The following is a 17,578-nucleotide window of genomic DNA, read 5'->3' as shown; positions in this document are numbered from 1 at the left end:
GGATTATCCCAACAAAGTCGCCTCCACATCCCCGGACGGCTCGGCCGGTGGCATGCCCACGCGCCGCAGCATGATGGCAGCCAGCACCGCGGCAGCCAGCGCCACCGCCGCGCTGATGGTGGCCGTCGTCTCGAAGGCCCGCGCGAAAGCCTCGCGCCCGGCATCGAACAGGGCCGCGCCTGCAGGCCCCGGAAGCGTGGCCGCGGTGTCCGCAGCGACTCCCAGATTGGCGCGTGCGGCCTCGAGCGCGGCCTGGGGTACGCCCTCGATCCGGGCCTCGCCCATGGCACGGCGGTAGATGGCCACGATCACGCTGCCGAGCACCGCGATGCCCAGCGCGCCGCCGAACTCCGAGCTCGTTTCCGAAATGGCCGACGCCGCACCGGCGCGCTCGGGCGGCGCCGTGCCGACCATCAGATCGACCGCCAGCGTGAATGCGAACGAGAGTCCCAGCGACAGGACCCCGTAGGCCACGACCAGCCTCACCAAGCCGCCGGTGCGGTCCACCGTGCTCAGCAGGGCGAAGCCGGCCGCGGCCACGAGCAGGCCGCCGGCCACCACGAAGCCGGGACGCACCAGCCGCACGAGCCGCGGCGCGATGGTGGACCCGATGGCGAAGGCCGCGCCCGATGGCACGCTCCACAAGCCAGCCTGCAGTGCCGACAAGCCGAGCACGAGTTGCAGGTACTGCGCGATGAAGAGAAATCCGCCGAAGGCGATGAAGAAGGCCAGCGTGTTGATCGCGAGCGCGGCACTGAAGGCCGGCACGCGGAACAGCCGCAGCTCGATCAGCGGATCGGCCAGCCGCCCCTGCCGGCGGATGAAGGCGACGCCGATCACCACACCCACCGCGATGGCCGCCAGCGTCAGCACGCCCATGCCCGCCTCGGCGATGCGCTTGAGGCCATAGATGACGGCGAGCACGGCCAGCAGCGACTGCGCCGCGCTCAGCAGGTCGAGCCGTCCGGCCTGCGTGTCGCGGTACTCGGGCAGGAGCCAGGGCCCGAGCGCGAGCAGCAGCAGCATCACCGGCACGCTGACCAGGAACACCGAGCCCCACCAGAAGTGCTCGAGCAGCGCGCCGCCGATCAGCGGGCCGATGGTGCCGCCGACCGAGAAGCTCGTGACCCAGATGCCGATGGCCACGCTGCGCTCGTGCGCGTCGAGGAACATGTTGCGGATCAGCGAGAGCGTCGAGGGCGCGAGCGTGGCGCCCGCGATGCCCAGCAGCGCGCGCGTGGCGATCAGCATCGCGGCGCTGCTCGAGAAGGCGGCCAGCACCGAGGCGATGCCGAAGCAGGCCGCGCCGATCAGGAGCAGCCGGCGCCGGCCGATGCGGTCGCCCAGCGTGCCCATGGTGATCAGCGAACCCGCGAGCATGAAGCCGTAGATGTCGACGATCCACAGCATCTGGGCGCTGGTGGGATGCAGCGCGGCGCTCAGGTGGGGCACCGCGAGGTTGAGGACCGTGAGGTCCATCGAATAGATCATGCAGGGCAGCGCGATCACGGCCAGGCCGATCCATTCGCGCGCGCTGGCCTTGGCGCCGGCAGCCGGGGCGTTCATGGCTTCTCCCAGACCACCACCGGCCGCACTTCGATGCTGCCCACGCGCGAGGACGGAATGCCGGCGGCGATGCGCACCGCCTCTTCGTCGCTCGCGGCCTCGACCAGGTAGAAGCCGCCGAGCTGCTCGTTGGTTTCGACGAAGGGGCCGTCGGTCACCGACAGCTTGCCGTTGCGCACGCGCACGACGGCGGCGGTGCTCGCGGCTGCCAGGCCCTCGGACTCGACGAAATGTCCGCTTGCGCGCAGCGCGTCGTCGTAGTCCAGGTGCGCGTTGACGAAGTCGCACATCTCGCCGGGCGAAAGCACGCCCATCTGCGCGTCGGTGGCGAAGATCATGCAGAGGTATCTCATGGCGCGATCCTCTCGACCTTGGCGATCGGACGCACCTCGATGCTGCCGTACTTCGCGAGCGGGATTCTGGCGGCCACCTGGATCGCGGCGTTGAGGTCCTGGACCTCGATCAGGATGAAGCCGCCGAGCTGCTCCTTGGTCTCGGCGAAGGGGCCATCGGTCTGCGACAGCCTGCCGTTGCGCACCTGCACGACCTTGGCGGTCTTCACCGACTGCAGGGCTTCCGCGACGACCAGCTGGCCGCGCGCATCGAGCTCCTTGTCGTAGGCCATCGAATCCGCGTCGAGCTTCGCACGCTCGCTCTTCGACATGTTCTGCAGCAGCGCGTAATCGAAATACACCATGCACAAGTACTTCATGAGCATCTCCGGAAAGAAGTTGGGTCGACTGACACCCACTGGTCGAACGCAGAGGCCGCCGATCGACATTCGCGCCCGCTCGAATTTGTTTCAGGATGCAAGCTCAGCCAGCCGACGTTCGAGAAACTGCCGCTCGGGCGCCTGCCGCGCGAGCGCCAGCGCGCGTTCGTACGATGCCCTCGCTTCCGCCGTGCGCCCGAGCCGCCGGCACAGGTCGGCGCGTGCCGCGTGGGCCAGGTGGTAGTCCGCGAGCTCGCCGCGTGCGAGGATGTCATCGATGAGCGACAAGCCGGCCGCCGGCCCGTCGCGCATCGCGATCGCGACGGCGCGGTTGAGCGCCACCACCGGCGACGGCTCGGCGCGCAGCAGCACCTCGTAGAGGCCGGCGATCTGGGCCCAGTCGGTGGATTGCGAATCCGCGGCTTCGGCATGCACTGCGGCGATGGCGGCCTGCAGCGTGTAAGGCCCGAAGCGGCGCGACGAGAGCGCGCGCACCACGAGCGCGGCGCCCTCCTCGATCGATGCCCGATTCCACAGGCTGCGATCCTGCTCGTCGAGCAGCACCATCTCGCCCGATGCCGAGCTTCGTGCGGCGCGCCGCGACTCGTGCAGCAGCATCAGCGCCAGGAGGCCCACGGCCTCGGGCTCGGGCAGCAGGTCGACCAGCAGCCGGCCGAGCCGGATCGCCTCGGCCGACAGGTCGGGCCGCGTCAGGGTCTCGCCGGACGAGGCTGCATAGCCTTCGTTGAACACCAGGTAGACCACGCGCAGCACGGCATCGAGCCGCTCGGACAGTTCGGCCACCGGCGGCACCTGGTAGGGAACGCGTGCTTCCCGGATCCTGGCCTTGGCGCGCACGATGCGCTGCGCAATCGTCGGCGCCGGCACCAGGAAGGCATTGGCGATGTCCTCGGTGGCCAGGCCGCAGACCTCGCGCAGCGTCAGCGCGACCTGCGCGTCGGGCGTCAGCGCCGGGTGGCAGCAGGTGAAGACCAGGCGCAGGCGGTCGTCCTCCAGCGCCTCGGCATCGGCATCGCGCTCGTCCCAGGCCAGCGCGGGATCGGCGATGGCCTCGACCGCGTCGCCCGCGTCGTCCCAAGCATCGAAGCGCGCGCGGCGGCGCAGGCCGTCGATGGCCTTGAAGCGTCCGGCCGACACCAGCCACGCGCGCGGGCTGCCCGGGATGCCGCTCGCCGGCCACTGCTCGAGCGCCGCGCGAAAGCCGTCGTGCAGCGCCTCCTCGGCCAGGTCGAAATCACCCAACAGGCGCACCAGCGTCGCGAAGATGCGGCGCGACTCGCTGCGGTAGACCGCATCCACCGCCTCGCGCACCGCGGCCGGCCCTGTGGCCATCAGGCAGCTTCCGCACTGCCGAACAGGGCCTCCAGCTTCACCAGCGAGCCGGTCCAGCCGTGTTCGTGGCCTTCGCGCGCGGCCTCGTCGAAGAACTGCTCGTGGCGCAGCACCAGCTCGCAGCCGCGGCCCGCGGGCTCGATCAGCACCGTGACGCGCGATTCGCGCTCGGGCGTGCTGTGCCAGGCCCAGCTGAAAACCAGCTTGCGGTTCGGGACGATCTCGCGGTAGGTGCCGCCGACCTCATGCCGCTCGCCGTTCGCTTCCAGCATCACCACGCGGAAGCGGCCGCCCACGCGCAGGTCGATCTCGGAGACCGGCACCGAGACGATCTCGGCCGGACCGAACCACAGCTTCAGCGCTTGCGGGTCGGTCCACGCCCGCCAGACTTTTTCGGCGCCGACTTCGTAGTGCCGGCGGAGGGTGAGCGAGGGGCGTTCTTCGTCTCGGGTGGCAGGGCTCGCCATGCGGTCTCCTCTTGGTGGTACAGGAAGCGGGCCAGGGCGTCGAGGCGCTCGGTCCAGAATTTTTCATAGTGGGACAACCACACGGCGGCCTCCTGCATGGGCTGAGGCGAGAGCTCGCAGCGCACGATGCGGCCCTCCTTCGTGCGGGAAACGAGCCCCGCGTTCTCGAGCACGCGCAGGTGCTTCATGAAGCCGGTGAGCGACATGCCGTGCGGCTGCGCGAGTTCGGACACGGTGAGGCTGCCGCCCTCCCCCAGCGTTTCGAGCACCGCGCGGCGCGTCGAATCGGAAAGCGCGGCGAAGACGGCATCGAGGGTGTCTGCATCAGAGTGAACCATGCGGTTGAGTTTCGAAGCGCGCGGCGCCCTTGTCAAGCCGCGCGCGGGAACGCTTTATGCATTGCGACGCAGCATCCCACGCCACAAGGAGCCCCCATGCTGGACCGCACCGACACGAAGTTCTCCCACGTCAAGCCCGGCGACACCGAGTACGTCTCGGGCGGATTGCGCGACTTCTTTTTGTACCGCGATCTGGGCATCGCCGAGGCCACGCACGGCAAGGTCATCGCGCACCTGGTCAAGGCCAACATGGCACCGGAAGCGGGCACCGGCTGGCACCGGCACGAGGCGGAGTTCCAGATCGTCATCATGGTCAAGGGCTGGGCCCGCTTCATGTACGAGGACCAGGAAACGCTGGTCGAAGCCGGCGACGTGGTGCACCAGCGTCCGGGCATCCGGCACTATCTCTTCGACTACTCGCCCGACATGGAGTACCTCGAGATCGTCTCGCCGGCGGACTTCAAGAGCATCGATGTCGAGCCGGCCTGCGAGGTTCCCGCGCCCACGCCCTGGAAGTAGCGCACGAGTTTTCAGTCTTTCTTGAAGCTACAGCAATTCGGCGCGAAAATGCGCCGATGCCTTCCCACCCCCTGCCCCCGCTCAATCGCCAGTTCGTCGCCCACTTCGGAGAGATGGGCAGCAAGTGGGGCATCAACCGCACCGTCGGCCAGATCTACGCGCTGATCTTCATCTCGCAGCGCGCGCTCAACGCGGACGAGATCGCCGAGATGCTGGAGTTCTCGCGTTCGAACGTGAGCATGGGCCTGAAGGAACTGCAGGCCTGGCGGCTGGTGCAATTGCGCCACCAGCCGGGCGACCGGCGCGAGTACTTCGAGGCGCCGGCCGATGTGTGGGAGATCTTCCGCGTGCTGGCCGAGGAACGGCGCCGCCGCGAGGTCGAGCCGACGCTCTCGATGCTGCGCATGGCACTGCTCGAGGAACCCACGAGCGACGAGGAGCGCCACGCCCAGCAGCGCATGCGCGAGATGCACGACCTGATCGACCGGCTCATGAAATGGTTTGACGACGTGCAGCGTCTCGCCCCCGAGACTGCGATGCAGCTGATGGGCATGGGAGCGACGGTGACCAAGGTGCTCACGCTCAAGGACCGCATCACCGGGGCGAAGGGCAAGAAGGCGGAGGGCTAGGGCTTCTCGAGCTTGTCGCGCCGAATCGCCTCGTCGTCCATCAGCTCGTACCACATCGCATTGAGCACCGCGAAGGTCGCGGCGAGGGGGAGGCCCAGCAGCCAGGCGAAGTACCACATGGTTCGGTTCCTTTTCTTTTCCTGATTCAATAGGCGTGGCCGCGTTCGTCGCGGATGGCGTCGGCATCCACCTTGCCCCACAGCACCTTGTAGACCCAGCTCGTGTAGGCCACGATGAGCGGGATGAAGATGGCGGTGACCACCAGCATGATGAACAGCGTCAGGTGGCTCGACGACGAGTCCCACACCGTGAGGCCGGCGCGCGGGTCGATCGACGACGGCAGGATGAAGGGGAACATCGAGGCGCCGACGCTGAGGATGATGCCCATGATGCCGAGCGCGCTGGCGAGCAGCGTGAACACTTCGCGCCGCAGGCGCAGCCCCACGAAGGCCAGCAGCGCGCCAGCCAGTCCCAGGCCCGGGGCCGCCCACATCCACGGCCGTGCCGCATAGTTGGCGAACCACGCCCCCGGCTGCACTTCGACCATCTTGAGCAGCGGGTTGGACGGCCCGCCGGTCGGCAGCGCGCTCGTCACCCGGTAGCCGTCGACCCAGTTCCACAGCACGTACCCGGCCAGCGCATAGAGCACCAGCGTGAGCAGCGCCGCGACGCTGCCGAAGGCGCGCGCGCGATCGGCGATCGGCCCCTGGGTCTTGAGCTGAAGCCACGCGCTGCCGTGCATCACCAGCATCGCGAGCGACACCCCGCCGCACAGCAAGGCGAAGGGATTCAACAGGCCGAAGAAGGAACCTTCGTAAAAGATGCGCATGTCCGGTGCGAGCCGGAAGGGCACGCCCTGCAGCACGTTGCCCATGGCGACGCCGAAGATCAGCGCGGGCACCAGGCCGGTGACGAACAGCGTCCAGTCCCAGCGCGTGCGCCAGCGCGCATCGTCATTCTTGCTGCGGAACTTGATGGCCACGGGCCGGAGGATCAGCGGCACCAGGATCGCGAACATCGCGAGATAGAAGCCCGAGAAGGAGACGGCGTAGAGCTGCGGCCAGGCCGCGAAGATCGCGCCGCCGCCGAGGATCAGCCACACCTGGTTGCCCTCCCACACCGGGCCGACGCTGTTGATGATGACGCGGCGTTCGAGATCGCTGCGGCCGGCGAAGGGCAACAGCATGTTGGTGCCGAGGTCGAAGCCGTCGGTCACGGCAAAGCCGATCAGGAGCACGCCGATCAGCAGCCACCAGGTGAGGCGCAGGGTTTCGTAGGAGATGAGTTCGTGCAGGATCATGTGTTGCTCCTCAGTCGGCGGCGGCAAGGGGGGCGCGCGGCAGCGCGGCGGCCAGCTCGGGGTCGGCCTCCGCGCGATAGGCCGCGGGCGGCGGCACCGGATGCTCCTCGGGCCCTTTGCGGATGGTCTTTAGCATCAGCTTCATCTCGATCAGGAACAGCACGGTGTAGATCAGCGTGAAGCCGGCGATCGTGATCAGCACCGTGGCAACGCCGAGGTTCGACACCGCCACCGCGGTCGGCAGCACGCCTTCGATCACCCAGGGCTGGCGGCCGACCTCGGCCACGATCCAGCCGCACTCGGCGGCGATCCACGGCAGCGGAATCGCGAACACCGCAAGCTTGAGCAGCCACGGATGCGCATCGAGCCTGCGCCGCGCCGACAGCACGAAGAAGGTGGCCGTCAGCAGGATGAAGAACATCCCGAGCCCGACCATGATGCGGAAGGACCAGTAGAGCGGCGCCACGGCCGGCACGGTGTCGAGCGCGGCGCGGGCGATCTGCTCGGGCGTGGCCTGCCGCGGATCGTCGACGTAGCGCTTGAGCAGCAGCGCATAGCCCATGGCATGGCCGTTGGCCTCGAAGATCTTGCGCGCCGACTCCGGAACTTCGGCCTCGCTGCCGGCGGCACGGATCTTCTGCAGCGCATCGTAGGCCGAGATGCCGACGCGGATGTTGAGCTCGGCGCGGTGCACGAGGTCGTCGATGCCGGGGATCTCGGTGGTGAGCGAGCGCGTGCCGATCAGGCCCATCACCGCGGGGATATGGATGGCGTAGTGCGTCTCGCGCGTTTCCTGGTCGGGGAAGCCGAAGGCGGTGAAGGCGGCCGGCGCCGGCTCGGTCTTCCACATCGCTTCGACGGCCGCGAGCTTCATCTTCTGGTGCTCGGTCGAGAGGTAGCCGCTCTCGTCGCCCAGCACCACGACCGACAACGAAGCCGCGAGGCCGAAGGAGGCCGCCACCGTCATCGAGCGCTTGGCCAGCTGCAGGTGCCGCCCGCGCAGCACGTACCAGGCCGAGACGCCGAGCACGAAGATGGAAGCGACCGTGTAGCCCGCCGACACCGTGTGCACGAACTTGGCCTGCGCCACCGGATTGGTCAGCACGGCGAAGAAGTCGGTCACTTCCATGCGCATGGTCTGCGGATTGAAGGCGGCGCCCACGGGGTTCTGCATCCAGCCGTTGGCGATCAGGATCCACAGCGCCGAGAAGTTGGAGCCGATGGCCACCGCCCAGGTGGTGACCAGGTGCCCGACTTTCGAGAGCTTGTCCCAGCCGAAGAAGAACAGGCCGACGAAGGTCGCCTCGAGGAAGAAGGCCATCAGCCCCTCGATGGCCAGCGGCGCGCCGAAGACGTCGCCGACGTAGTGGCTGTAGTAGCTCCAGTTCATGCCGAACTGGAACTCCATCACGACGCCGGTGGCCACGCCCATCGCGAAGTTGATGCCGAAGAGCAGGCCCCAGAACTTCGTCATGTCGCGCCAGATGGTGCGGCCGGTCATGACGTAGACCGTCTCCATGATCGCGACGATCACCGCGAGGCCGATGGTCAGCGGCACGAACAGGAAGTGGTAGAGCGCCGTGAGCGCGAACTGCAAGCGTGAAAGTGCAACGATGTCGAGGTCCATGGGGTTCCTTTCGTGTTCTTGGGGTCGGCGTGCGATCTCAGTCGGGCCGCAGTGCGCCCAGCGCGGCATCGAAGGCAGCGGTGCCGCGCCGCAGGTCGGCGGTGATGCGGCCGGCCCGCATGCACAGCAGCCGGTCCGCCAGCGCGGCCTCGCGCCGCAGATGGGTCGCGATCAACAGGCTTCGCCCCGCGGCCTGGACGCGCAGCCGCTGCAGCACATCGTGTGCGGTCGCAGTGTCCAGCGCTTCGGTGGGCTCGTCGAGCAGCCAAAAGGGTACGTTCCGCAGCAGCAGGCGCGCCAACGCAAGGCGTCGTGACTGGCCGCCGGAAAGGCCCAGGCCGCCTTCGCCGAGCACGGTATCGAGGCCCCGGGCCATGGCGCGGACTTCGTCGCCCAGCCCTGCGGCGCGCAGCACGGCCCACACCCGGGCATCGTCGGCCGCCGGGTCGGCGAGCAGCAGGTTGTCGCGCAGGCTGTCGTGGAAGAGTTCGGTGCGCTGGGTCAGCAGGCAATGGTCTGGGGCGCGGAGTTCACCCTGCTGCGGCGCCAGTTCGCCCGCGATCGCCGCGAGCAGCGTCGACTTGCCTGCACCACTCGCGCCGATCAGCGCGACGCGCTCGCCCGCGGCCAGTGCCAGCGCGCCGAGCTGCAGCGCAGGCACGCGGCTGCCGGGGTGCGCCACGAGGACATCCTTCAGTTGCAGCGCCAAGCCCTCGTCGGGCGCGGCGGGGCCATGCAGGGCCTTCGGCTCGGGCGCCATGCGCGGTGCCAGCCGCCGCGCCGCGAGCCAGCTGCGCCCGGCATCGAGCGCGCCGCGGCGCAAGGCGGAGAAGGGTTCGATGGCCGTCAGTGCCACCAGCAGCGCCAGCGCCGCCGCCGGCGCTCCGATCTCGCCCTCGCCTGCCAGCAGGCCCACCGCGAGCAGCACCGCCGCCAGGGTCAGCGTGCCGGCCATGCCGTAGGCCATGCCGGCGCCGGCTTCGAGGCGATTCAGCGCCAGGTCGGCCCGGGCCAGGTGGCGGTCGGCCGCGGCCAACGCCTCGCGCTGCGCGTCGATGCGGCCCGCCATGACCAGTTCGGTCTGGCCGGCGACCAGGTCGACGGCGCGGGCGCGCAGGCTTTCCATCGCCTGCGCTCGCTGCACCGCGGCCGGCCGCGCACGCTGCGCCACGACCAGCGCGATGCCCCAGCCCGCGGCCAGCAGCCAGAACGCGAGCAGCCCGCCCATCCAGGGATTCATGACGCCGAGCACTACGCCCGCCAGCAGCGCCGCGCCGAGCGCCGCTGCGGCAGGCACCAGGAGTCGCAGGTAGAAGGATTCGAGCGCATCGATGTCCGCGGTCAGGCGGAACAAGAGCCGCGCAGGCCGCGCCAGCAGCTGGCGCGCGGCATCGGGCCGGGCCCAGCCGCGGAACAGGCGCACGCGCAGCGCGGCCAGCACGGCGAAGCTCGCGTCGTGCGTGATCAGCCGCTCGCCATAGCGCGATGCGGTGCGGCCCAGCGCCAGCAGGCGGATGCCGGCCGAGGGCATGAAGACGTCGAAGACGATCGCGGTCGCGGCATGCAGGCCTGCGAGCGCGGTGGCGGTGATGAACCAGCCCGAGAGGCCCAGAAGCGCCATGCCCATCAGGACGGTGAGTGCCGCGAGCGCCGCGCCGAGCATCAGCCTGCGCGGCTGCGCGCCGAGGAACAGCCCCATGACCGGACCAAGATCGCGCAGCAGCTTCATGCCGCTTCCTTCGCGGGCACGGCATCGAGCCGGACCACGCGGTGCATGCGCGCGGCCAGCACGGGATCGTGGGTGGCGGCGATCAGGGTCTTGCCCCGCGCCAGTTCGATCAGCGCATCGGCCACGCGCTCGGCGGTCTCGGTGTCGAGGTGCGCCGTGGGCTCGTCGACCAGCAGCAGATCGGCATCGGCATGCACGGCCAGCCGCGCCAGCGCGAGCCGCACCGCCTCGCCGCCCGACAAGCCGCTGCCGCCCTCGCCCAGCGCCGCGCTCGGGTGGGCCTGGGCCACGCGGTCCAAATGCGCGAACTGCATCGCGGCCTCGACCTGTTGCAGGTTCACGCCGCCGCGCCCCAAGGCCACGTTCGCCTTTGCCGAGCCCGCGAACACATGAGACTTCTGGCCCATCCAGGCCATGCGCCGGCGCAGCGAAGCCACGGTCCGGTCCGAGAGCGTGATGCCGCCGATTGCGATCTCGCCCTGCCGCGCCGGCACCAGTCCGGCGATCAGGCAGAGCAAGGCCGTCTTGCCCGAGCCGCTAGGCCCCATCAGTGCGACATGCTCGCCGGGGGCGATGCGCAGCGCATAGTTCTCGAAGAAGGCGTCCTCGCCGGCGTGGGAGAAATGCAGGCCGCGCACGTGCACCGAGGGCGCGCCGGCCGTGGCCTGGTCGTCGGCCGGCATTTCGTTCTGCGCGCCGGGCAGCGCCACATCGGCGCGCGCGAGCCGGTCGAGCGCATCGAGCGCCGCCTCGCCGGCGGCGCGGTCGTGCCAGACCGCCGACAGCTCGCGCAGCGGCTCGAAGAAAGCCGGTGCCAGCAGCAGCACGAACATGCCCTCGCCCAGGCTCAGGCGCCGGCCCCAGGTGCCGAACTCGAAGGTGCCGAGCAGATGGAAACCCACATAGGCCGCGACCATCGCCACGCCCAGCGCCGAGAACAGCTCCAGCACCGCGGACGACAGGAAGGCGATGCGCAACACCGCCATGGTGCGCTGTCGCAGCGCCTCGGCCGCCTCGCCGAGCCGCAGCGCTGTGGCATCGATCGCGCCGAGCGCACGCAAGGTCGGAAGGCCGCGCAGGCGGTCGAGCAGGAAGGCATTCATGCCGCCCGTCTCCACCAGTTGCGCCTCGCTCGCGGCCCGCGCGCGCCAGCCCACGATGGCCATGAAGAGCGGAATCAGCGGCGCCGCGACCAGCAGCACCAGCGCCGCCACCCACGAGAAGCCGGCCACCACCGGCAGGATCGCGAGCGGCACCACCATCGCGCGCCAACGCGCGGGCCCATAGCGCACCAGGTACGGAACCACCGCCTCCGCCTGCTCCGCGATCACGCTGGCCGCAAGCCCCGAGGCTGGACGTGCGCGATCCAGCGGCGAGCCCGCCGCCAAAGCGGCGGCGACCCGCGCGCGCAATTCCGTCAGCGCCGCCCGCGCGCCGGCAAACACGCGGCGCGCCCCCCAGGCCTCGCAGACGGCGCGCAGCAGCCCGAGCAGCACGATCCCGCCTGCGGGCCCCAGCACCGCTGCAAGACCCCTGCCCGCTGCCAGGCCCTCGACGGCCCAGGCCAGCAAGGCCGCCTGCGGCAGCCACAGCAGCGCGGCAGCCCCCTGCACAAAGCCGGCAAGCCTTGGTGAGTCGAGGGATCGCAAGCCGGCGAGCGAGGGATCGTGAGGCTGCATTTTGTTGAACTTCGTGTAATTTCAGTATTTACTGAAAGTTCCACAATGATAGCGTATGTGACACGGCACAGGCAATTGCCCGAAGCGGCATGGTGCACCCGCTAAGCTACGTCGCCATGAAGATTCTTTCCATCACGCCGACCTACTTTCCCGAGATCGGAGGCATCGAGTCCGTCGTGCGGGAACTCGCGGTGCGCAACTCGGCCCAGGGCAGCCAGGTCGACATCGCGCACGTGTCCGCCAAGCACACGGAGTTTTCGATCGGCGAGCTGGACGGCATCAAGGTGTTCCGGGTGCCGGTGCTGGGCAACCGCCTGGCCGGCTATGCGCGCGAGCTCGGCCGGCTGGCCGCCGGCTACGACCTGCTGCACGTGCACGATCCGCAACTGATGATGCTCACCGGCAACGTGCTGCTTCAATGCCGCGACATCCCCGCCGTGCTGAGCACGCACGGCGGCTTTCGCCACACGGCCAAGCACGGCGCGATCAAGTGGCTGCACGAGCGCGTGCTGATGCGTCGCCTGCTGCGCCGCTACCGGAAGATCCTCGCGAGCAGCGAATCCGACACCGCCTACTTCAGCCACTTCTCGAACCGGGTCGAGAAATGCGAGAACGGCATCGCCTACTCGAAGTTCCAGGGCGGGCGCCTCACCGGCCCGGCCGACCCGACGAAGTGGATCTACTGGGGCCGCTGGTCGCGCAACAAGCGCATCGACGCGGTCATCGACACCGTGGCCATGGCACGGGATCAGGGAGTCAAGATCGACCTGCTGATCGCCGGGCCCGATTTCGACAATCTGGGCGAATCGCTGCAGGCGCAGATCGGCGCTCTCCAGCTCGATGACGCAGTCAGGCTGCATCCCTACATCGAAGACGCTGCGCTGCTTGCGGAACTGCAGCAGCGAACGGTCTTCGTCACCGGCAGCGAGTACGAGGGCTTCGGCATCGGCATCCTGGAGGCCATGGCCGCCGGCAAGATCGTGCTGTGCCGCGACATGACGCCGATCAACGGCTTCGTCGAGCCCTCGGTCAACGGCTTCTTCCTTGATTTCGACATCGGCGCCAAGGATCTGGCGGTGGTGCGCGAGGTCGCGAGCCTCGACGGCGAGCGCTGCGCCGCGATGTCGACGGCTGCGCAGCAGCGGGCCAAGCGCTACGACTGGGAAGTCGTCGCCGAGACCTTCTCGGCGCATTACGCGCAGGCGCTCGAGGCAGGCCGCTAGAAGGAGGCCACCGCGCCGCAGACCAGCAGGCCCGCGAACAGGGCCAGCACGGCGCGCCAGGTGGCGCGCCGCGACTCCACCCAGCGGTAGAGCAGCGTCGCCGCGGCGATCGACAGCGCGAAGGTGGCCAGGAGGCCGAACAGGTCGACCCAGGGCCCGTCGGGTGCGAGCCGGTCGAAGGCCGCGCTCACCAGCAGCAGCACCGGAAAGTGGATCAGGAACAGCGAGTAGGAGATGCGCCCCAGCCGCAGCAGCGGCTGCGCGATCGGGGGCCATGCGGCCTGCTCGGGCCCGGCGCGGCGCTGGATCACCGCCAGCAGCAGCGCCGTGACCAGCGCCGTGGCGATGCGGCTGCGCCAGTCGAGCGCCAGCGCTGCGGAGCCGACCAGGAGCAGCAGCGCGATGCCGAACTGCCAGGTGCTGCGCCGCGTCGCGCGGCCGATCCAGAACACCCCCATGCCCAGGCCGTAGGCGCCGAAGAAGTAGAGCGCCGTGTCGTCGAGTTCCTCGTGGCGGTTGAATACCGCCAGCGAGGCGACGACCAGCAGCAGCACCAGCGCCACCGCGAGCCAGCGCGATCGCTCCGGCCGCACCGACCAGCGCCGCTGCAGCAGTTCGGAAAAGCCGATCGCCCCGAGCGCCAGCACGAAGAGCTGGAAGTCGATGGCCACGTACCAGACGCCGGTGGACAAGGCGTCGTAGCCGAGCAGGTCCTGCAGCAGCAACCCGTGCGCCAGCAGCTGCGCCATGATGGGCGCCGCGGGCACGGCCTCGTCGTTCAGCCAGGGCCGCACGAGCGCGGCAACCAGCACGCTGAAGCAGAGCGCTGCCAGGTAAGGCATCGCGAGCCGGCCGTAGCGCTGGAACACGCGGACCAGCGGCCTGTCGATCCGCAGCACGCCGTCCGGCGCCAGGCTGCCCGCCGCCAGAAAACCCGCCAGCACCAGGAACACCTGCACCGCGAGCCGCCCATCCTGCGCCAGCCATTCGAACAGCCCCGGCGCGAGGGAGGACGCGCCCGCCGGCAAGGGCCCGTAGCGCACGAGGTGATGCCCGACGATCACGGCGCAGGCCAGGCCCTTCACCGCATCGAGCAGCGGCATGCGCGCCGCGGCGGCGGCAGCAGCAGCGTCAGAGCGCAAGGCGGCGCCGAGCCTCGTCGTACTCGCGCTTGAGCTTGTCGATGAAAGCGGCGGCGCTCGCGACCTCGGTCACGGCGCCGATGCCCTGGCCCGAACCCCAGATGTCCTTCCAGGCCTTGGCCTTGCTGCCCTCGCCGCCGCCGAAGTTCATGGTCTTGAGCTCGCCCTGCGGCAGGTTGGCCGGGTCCATGCCGGCAGCCACGATGCTCGGCGCCAGGTAGTTGCCGTGCACGCCGGTGAAGAGGTTCGAATAGACGATGTCGTCGGAGGTGCCGTCGACGATGGCCTGCTTGTACTCGGCGCTGGCGCGCGCCTCTTCGGTGGCGATGAAGGCGGTGCCGATGTAGGCGAAGTCGGCGCCCATGGCCTGCGCCGCGAGCACCGCGCCGCCGGTCGCGATCGAGCCAGAGAGGGCGATCGGGCCATCGAACCACTGGCGGATCTCCTGCACCAGCGCGAAGGGACTCTTCACGCCCGCATGGCCGCCGGCGCCCGCCGCCACCGCAATGATGCCGTCGGCGCCCTTCTCGATCGCCTTCTTCGCGAAGTTGTTGTTGATGATGTCGTGCAGTGTCACGCCGCCGTAGCTGTGGACCGCATCGTTGACGTCGGTGCGCGCGCCGAGCGAGGTGATGACGATCGGCACCTTGTACTTCACGACCATCGCCATGTCGTGCTCGAGCCGGTCGTTGCTCTTGTGCACGATCTGGTTGATGGCGAAGGGTGCAGCCGGCTTGTCCGGGTTCGCCTTGTTGTAGGCCGCGAGTTCCTCGGTGATCTCTGCCAGCCAGTCCTCGAGCTGCGACGCGGGCCGCGCATTGAGCGCCGGCATCGCGCCGACGACGCCGGCCTTGCACTGCGCGATCACGAGCTTGGGGTTGCTGATGATGAACAGCGGCGAGCCGATGATCGGCAGCGGGAGATTGGCGAGTACGGGGGGCAGCTTGGACATGGGGTGGGGTCTCCGAGGTTCGATAGGGATGGCTGGATTCAGAAGGCGTCGAGCGCCAGCGCCGTCACGCTCTCGGCGCCGTCGACGATGCTGTCGCGCAGGCCGGGGGCCTTGTTGAGGATGTGCTCGGCATAGAAGCGCGCGGTGGCGATCTTGGCGTTCATGAAGGCGGTGTCGGTGCCGGCCGCGGCGAGCTTCTCGGCCACCAGCAGCGAGCGCGCGAGCTGCCAGCCGGCGACCAGGTTGCCCGCCAGCATCAGGTAGGGCACGCTGCCCGCGAACACCGCATTGGGCGATGCCTTGGTCTGGCCGGCGACGAAGTCGACCACCTCGACGAAGGCCTGGCGCGCGGCCGCGAGCCGCTTGTGCACCGCGCGTGCCACAACGCTGCCCTGCTTGGCGAGCTCCGCCTCGGTCTGCTCGATCTGCGCGGCGATGGCCTTCGCCGTCTGGCCGCCGTCGCGCGCGGTCTTGCGGCCCACCAGGTCGTTGGCCTGGATCGCGGTCGTGCCTTCGTAGATGGTGAGGATCTTGGCATCGCGCAGGTACTGCGCCGCGCCGGTCTCCTCGATGAAGCCCATGCCGCCGTGCACCTGCACGCCCAGAGACGCGACCTCCAGGCTCATCTCGGTGCTGTAGCCCTTGACCAGCGGCACCATGAATTCGTAGAAGGCCTGATTCTGCTTGCGCGTGTCGGCGTCCGCGTGGTGGTGCGCCGCGTCGTAGGCGGCCGCGGCCACCGCGGCCATGGCGCGGCAGCCCTCGGTGTAGGCGCGCATCGTCATCAGCATGCGCTTCACGTCGGGGTGATGGATGATCGGCGCGCTGGCGTTGATCGAGCCGTCGACCGGGCGGCTCTGCACGCGGTCCCGGGCATAGGCCACCGCCTGCTGGTAGGCGCGCTCGGCAATCGCGATGCCCTGCATGCCCACCGCGTAGCGTGCCGCATTCATCATGATGAACATGTACTCGAGGCCGCGGTTTTCCTGGCCCACGAGATAGCCGACGGCCCCGCCATGGTCACCGTATTGCAGCACCGCGGTCGGGCTGGCCTTGATGCCCAGCTTGTGCTCGATACTCACGCAGTGCACGTCGTTGCGTTCGCCCAGCGAGCCGTCCTTGTCGACGAGGAACTTGGGCACCACGAACAGGCTGATGCCCTTCACGCCCTCGGGCGCGCCGGTCACGCGTGCCAGCACGAGGTGCACGATGTTCTCGGCCATGTCGTGCTCGCCGTACGTGATGAAGATCTTGGTGCCGAAGACCTTGTAGCTGCCGTCGGGTTGCGGTTCGGCACGGCTTCGCACCATGGCGAGGTCGCTGCCGGCCTGCGGCTCGGTCAGGTTCATGGTGCCGGTCCATTGCCCGTTCACCAGCTTCTCGAGGTAGGTGGCCTTGAGCTCGTCGGAGCCGGCCGTGAGCAGCGCCTCGATGGCGCCGTCGCTCAGGAGCGGGCACAGCGCGAAGCTCATGTTGGCCGAGTTGAGCATCTCGCCGCAGGCCGCGCCGATGGTCTTGGGCAGGCCCTGGCCGCCGAACTCGGCCGGATGCTGCAGGCCCTGCCAGCCGCCGGCGACGTACTGCGCAAAAGCCTCCTTGAAGCCGGGCGTGGTCGCGACCCGGCCGTCCTTGAACGAGGACGGATGCCGGTCGCCCGCGACGTTGAGCGGCGCGATCACGTCGCGGTTGAAGCGCGCGCATTCCTCGAGCACCGCCTGGGCGGTTTCGAGGCCGGCGTCTTCGAGGCCCGGCATCTGCGAGACCTGCGCGATGTTCGCGAGGTGCTCGATGTCGAACAGCATGTCCTTGATCGGGGCGGTGTAGCTCATGGTGTCTCCTGTGCGGCGGATATGAAAAGGGCATCGCGAACGATGCCCTTGACCTGTCTTTCTCTGTTCGACGAAAGCGGATCAGAGCGCTTTCACCAGTTCCGGCACGGCCGTGAACAGGTCGGCTTCCAGGCCGTAGTCGGCCACCGAGAAGATCGGCGCTTCAGGATCCTTGTTGATCGCCACGATCACCTTCGAATCCTTCATGCCCGCCAAGTGCTGGATCGCGCCCGAGATGCCGCAGGCGATGTAGAGCTGCGGCGCCACGATCTTGCCGGTCTGGCCGACCTGCCAGTCATTGGGCGCGTAGCCCGCGTCCACCGCCGCGCGGCTGGCGCCCAGGCCGGCGTTGAGCTTGTCGGCCAGCGGCGTCATCACTTCGGTGAACTTCTCGGCGCTGCCCAGGGCACGGCCACCGGAGACGATGATCTTGGCCGCGGTGAGCTCGGGGCGGTCGCTCTTGGTGATTTCGCGGCCCACGAAGCTCGACTTGCCCGAATCGGCCACGCCCTC

18 protein-coding genes are annotated in these 17,578 nt (G+C 69.1%); 3 read left to right on the top strand and 15 right to left on the bottom strand.

What is annotated here, in order from left to right; all coding sequences use genetic code 11:
• Positions 1–3 precede the first annotated feature (3 nt).
• The 6 genes from AC3A6B_RS29510 to AC3A6B_RS29485 form a co-directional block, all read right to left on the bottom strand.
• Positions 4–1,566, bottom strand: a complete 1,563-nt coding sequence (locus AC3A6B_RS29510; protein WP_487840185.1) for an MFS transporter — start codon at positions 1,564–1,566, stop codon at positions 4–6.
• Positions 1,563–1,919 carry a YciI family protein gene (locus AC3A6B_RS29505; protein ID WP_487840184.1) on the bottom strand — a complete coding sequence of 119 codons (357 nt, stop codon included), beginning with the start codon at positions 1,917–1,919 and terminating at the stop codon, positions 1,563–1,565. The genes AC3A6B_RS29510 and AC3A6B_RS29505 overlap by 4 nt, the downstream gene beginning before the upstream one ends.
• Positions 1,916–2,278 carry a YciI family protein gene (locus tag AC3A6B_RS29500; RefSeq protein WP_487840183.1) on the bottom strand — a complete coding sequence of 121 codons (363 nt, stop codon included), beginning with the start codon at positions 2,276–2,278 and terminating at the stop codon, positions 1,916–1,918. The genes AC3A6B_RS29505 and AC3A6B_RS29500 overlap by 4 nt, the downstream gene beginning before the upstream one ends.
• Before the next feature lie 90 nt (positions 2,279–2,368).
• A complete protein-coding gene (locus tag AC3A6B_RS29495; protein WP_487840182.1) occupies positions 2,369–3,631 on the bottom strand; it encodes an RNA polymerase sigma factor in 1,263 nt (420 codons plus the stop codon).
• A complete protein-coding gene (locus tag AC3A6B_RS29490) occupies positions 3,631–4,098 on the bottom strand; it encodes an SRPBCC family protein (protein WP_487840181.1) in 468 nt (155 codons plus the stop codon). Before AC3A6B_RS29490 ends, AC3A6B_RS29495 begins: the two co-directional genes overlap by 1 nt.
• The gene (locus AC3A6B_RS29485) at positions 3,987–4,436 is read right to left on the bottom strand and encodes an ArsR/SmtB family transcription factor (RefSeq protein ID WP_487840197.1); all 450 of its coding nucleotides are present in this window, start codon (positions 4,434–4,436) and stop codon (positions 3,987–3,989) included. Before AC3A6B_RS29485 ends, AC3A6B_RS29490 begins: the two co-directional genes overlap by 112 nt.
• Positions 4,437–4,532: 96 nt before the next feature.
• Between AC3A6B_RS29485 and AC3A6B_RS29480 the strand changes: the two genes are divergently transcribed.
• The gene (locus AC3A6B_RS29480; protein ID WP_093109424.1) at positions 4,533–4,955 is read left to right on the top strand and encodes a cupin domain-containing protein; all 423 of its coding nucleotides are present in this window, start codon (positions 4,533–4,535) and stop codon (positions 4,953–4,955) included.
• A 56-nt stretch (positions 4,956–5,011) separates the two neighbouring features.
• Positions 5,012–5,584, top strand: a complete 573-nt coding sequence (locus AC3A6B_RS29475; protein WP_487840180.1) for a GbsR/MarR family transcriptional regulator — start codon at positions 5,012–5,014, stop codon at positions 5,582–5,584.
• Here AC3A6B_RS29475 and cydX read toward each other — a convergent pair.
• The 5 genes from cydX to cydD are packed head-to-tail and all read right to left on the bottom strand — an operon-like array spanning position 5,581 to position 11,919.
• Complete coding sequence (gene cydX / locus AC3A6B_RS29470; protein WP_086924947.1) at positions 5,581–5,703, bottom strand: cytochrome bd-I oxidase subunit CydX; 123 nt, start codon at positions 5,701–5,703, stop codon at positions 5,581–5,583. The two genes, AC3A6B_RS29475 and cydX, sit on opposite strands and share 4 nt — an antisense overlap.
• Positions 5,704–5,729: 26 nt before the next feature.
• A complete protein-coding gene (cydB, locus tag AC3A6B_RS29465; RefSeq protein WP_487840179.1) occupies positions 5,730–6,884 on the bottom strand; it encodes a cytochrome d ubiquinol oxidase subunit II in 1,155 nt (384 codons plus the stop codon).
• Between the two features lie 10 nt (positions 6,885–6,894).
• On the bottom strand, positions 6,895–8,511 hold the full coding sequence (locus AC3A6B_RS29460) for a cytochrome ubiquinol oxidase subunit I (protein ID WP_487840178.1): 1,617 nt from the start codon (positions 8,509–8,511) through the stop codon (positions 6,895–6,897).
• Between the two features lie 37 nt (positions 8,512–8,548).
• Positions 8,549–10,240 carry an amino acid ABC transporter ATP-binding/permease protein gene (locus AC3A6B_RS29455; protein ID WP_487840177.1) on the bottom strand — a complete coding sequence of 564 codons (1,692 nt, stop codon included), beginning with the start codon at positions 10,238–10,240 and terminating at the stop codon, positions 8,549–8,551.
• Complete coding sequence (gene cydD, locus AC3A6B_RS29450; protein WP_487840176.1) at positions 10,237–11,919, bottom strand: thiol reductant ABC exporter subunit CydD; 1,683 nt, start codon at positions 11,917–11,919, stop codon at positions 10,237–10,239. Before cydD ends, AC3A6B_RS29455 begins: the two co-directional genes overlap by 4 nt.
• A 116-nt stretch (positions 11,920–12,035) precedes the next feature.
• Between cydD and AC3A6B_RS29445 the strand changes: the two genes are divergently transcribed.
• Positions 12,036–13,142, top strand: a complete 1,107-nt coding sequence (locus tag AC3A6B_RS29445) for a glycosyltransferase family 4 protein (RefSeq protein ID WP_487840175.1) — start codon at positions 12,036–12,038, stop codon at positions 13,140–13,142.
• On the opposite strand, the gene AC3A6B_RS29440 is transcribed toward AC3A6B_RS29445, so the two are convergent.
• From AC3A6B_RS29440 to AC3A6B_RS29425, 4 genes are all read right to left on the bottom strand, one after another.
• On the bottom strand, positions 13,139–14,245 hold the full coding sequence (locus tag AC3A6B_RS29440) for an acyltransferase family protein (RefSeq protein WP_487840196.1): 1,107 nt from the start codon (positions 14,243–14,245) through the stop codon (positions 13,139–13,141). The genes AC3A6B_RS29445 and AC3A6B_RS29440 overlap by 4 nt on opposite strands.
• 28 nt (positions 14,246–14,273) lie before the next feature.
• Entirely contained in the window at positions 14,274–15,236 is a 963-nt protein-coding gene (locus tag AC3A6B_RS29435; protein ID WP_487840174.1) for an NAD(P)H-dependent flavin oxidoreductase, read from the bottom strand.
• Positions 15,237–15,274: 38 nt separating this feature from the next.
• The gene (locus AC3A6B_RS29430) at positions 15,275–17,065 is read right to left on the bottom strand and encodes an acyl-CoA dehydrogenase (protein ID WP_487840173.1); all 1,791 of its coding nucleotides are present in this window, start codon (positions 17,063–17,065) and stop codon (positions 15,275–15,277) included.
• Between the two features lie 81 nt (positions 17,066–17,146).
• Positions 17,147–17,578: electron transfer flavoprotein subunit alpha/FixB family protein (locus AC3A6B_RS29425; protein WP_487840172.1), on the bottom strand; the 432-nt coding region annotated here is incomplete at its 5' end.

This window comes from Variovorax sp. Soil_C_33 (genome assembly GCF_057656935.1).
Note: the sequence above shows the minus strand (reverse complement) of the source record. Positions and strands in the feature narration are given on the sequence as shown.

Coding starts and splice junctions, on each gene's coding strand:
- AC3A6B_RS29510 (WP_487840185.1), bottom strand. CDS start 1,566: ATGAACGCCCCGGCTGCCGGCGCCAAGGCCAGCGCGCGCGAATGGATC.
- AC3A6B_RS29505 (WP_487840184.1), bottom strand. CDS start 1,919: ATGAGATACCTCTGCATGATCTTCGCCACCGACGCGCAGATGGGCGTG.
- AC3A6B_RS29500 (WP_487840183.1), bottom strand. CDS start 2,278: ATGAAGTACTTGTGCATGGTGTATTTCGATTACGCGCTGCTGCAGAAC.
- AC3A6B_RS29495 (WP_487840182.1), bottom strand. CDS start 3,631: ATGGCCACAGGGCCGGCCGCGGTGCGCGAGGCGGTGGATGCGGTCTAC.
- AC3A6B_RS29490 (WP_487840181.1), bottom strand. CDS start 4,098: ATGGCGAGCCCTGCCACCCGAGACGAAGAACGCCCCTCGCTCACCCTC.
- AC3A6B_RS29485 (WP_487840197.1), bottom strand. CDS start 4,436: ATGGTTCACTCTGATGCAGACACCCTCGATGCCGTCTTCGCCGCGCTT.
- AC3A6B_RS29480 (WP_093109424.1), top strand. CDS start 4,533: ATGCTGGACCGCACCGACACGAAGTTCTCCCACGTCAAGCCCGGCGAC.
- AC3A6B_RS29475 (WP_487840180.1), top strand. CDS start 5,012: ATGCCTTCCCACCCCCTGCCCCCGCTCAATCGCCAGTTCGTCGCCCAC.
- cydX (WP_086924947.1), bottom strand. CDS start 5,703: ATGTGGTACTTCGCCTGGCTGCTGGGCCTCCCCCTCGCCGCGACCTTC.
- cydB (WP_487840179.1), bottom strand. CDS start 6,884: ATGATCCTGCACGAACTCATCTCCTACGAAACCCTGCGCCTCACCTGG.
- AC3A6B_RS29460 (WP_487840178.1), bottom strand. CDS start 8,511: ATGGACCTCGACATCGTTGCACTTTCACGCTTGCAGTTCGCGCTCACG.
- AC3A6B_RS29455 (WP_487840177.1), bottom strand. CDS start 10,240: ATGAAGCTGCTGCGCGATCTTGGTCCGGTCATGGGGCTGTTCCTCGGC.
- cydD (WP_487840176.1), bottom strand. CDS start 11,919: ATGCAGCCTCACGATCCCTCGCTCGCCGGCTTGCGATCCCTCGACTCA.
- AC3A6B_RS29445 (WP_487840175.1), top strand. CDS start 12,036: ATGAAGATTCTTTCCATCACGCCGACCTACTTTCCCGAGATCGGAGGC.
- AC3A6B_RS29440 (WP_487840196.1), bottom strand. CDS start 14,245: ATGCCGCTGCTCGATGCGGTGAAGGGCCTGGCCTGCGCCGTGATCGTC.
- AC3A6B_RS29435 (WP_487840174.1), bottom strand. CDS start 15,236: ATGTCCAAGCTGCCCCCCGTACTCGCCAATCTCCCGCTGCCGATCATC.
- AC3A6B_RS29430 (WP_487840173.1), bottom strand. CDS start 17,065: ATGAGCTACACCGCCCCGATCAAGGACATGCTGTTCGACATCGAGCAC.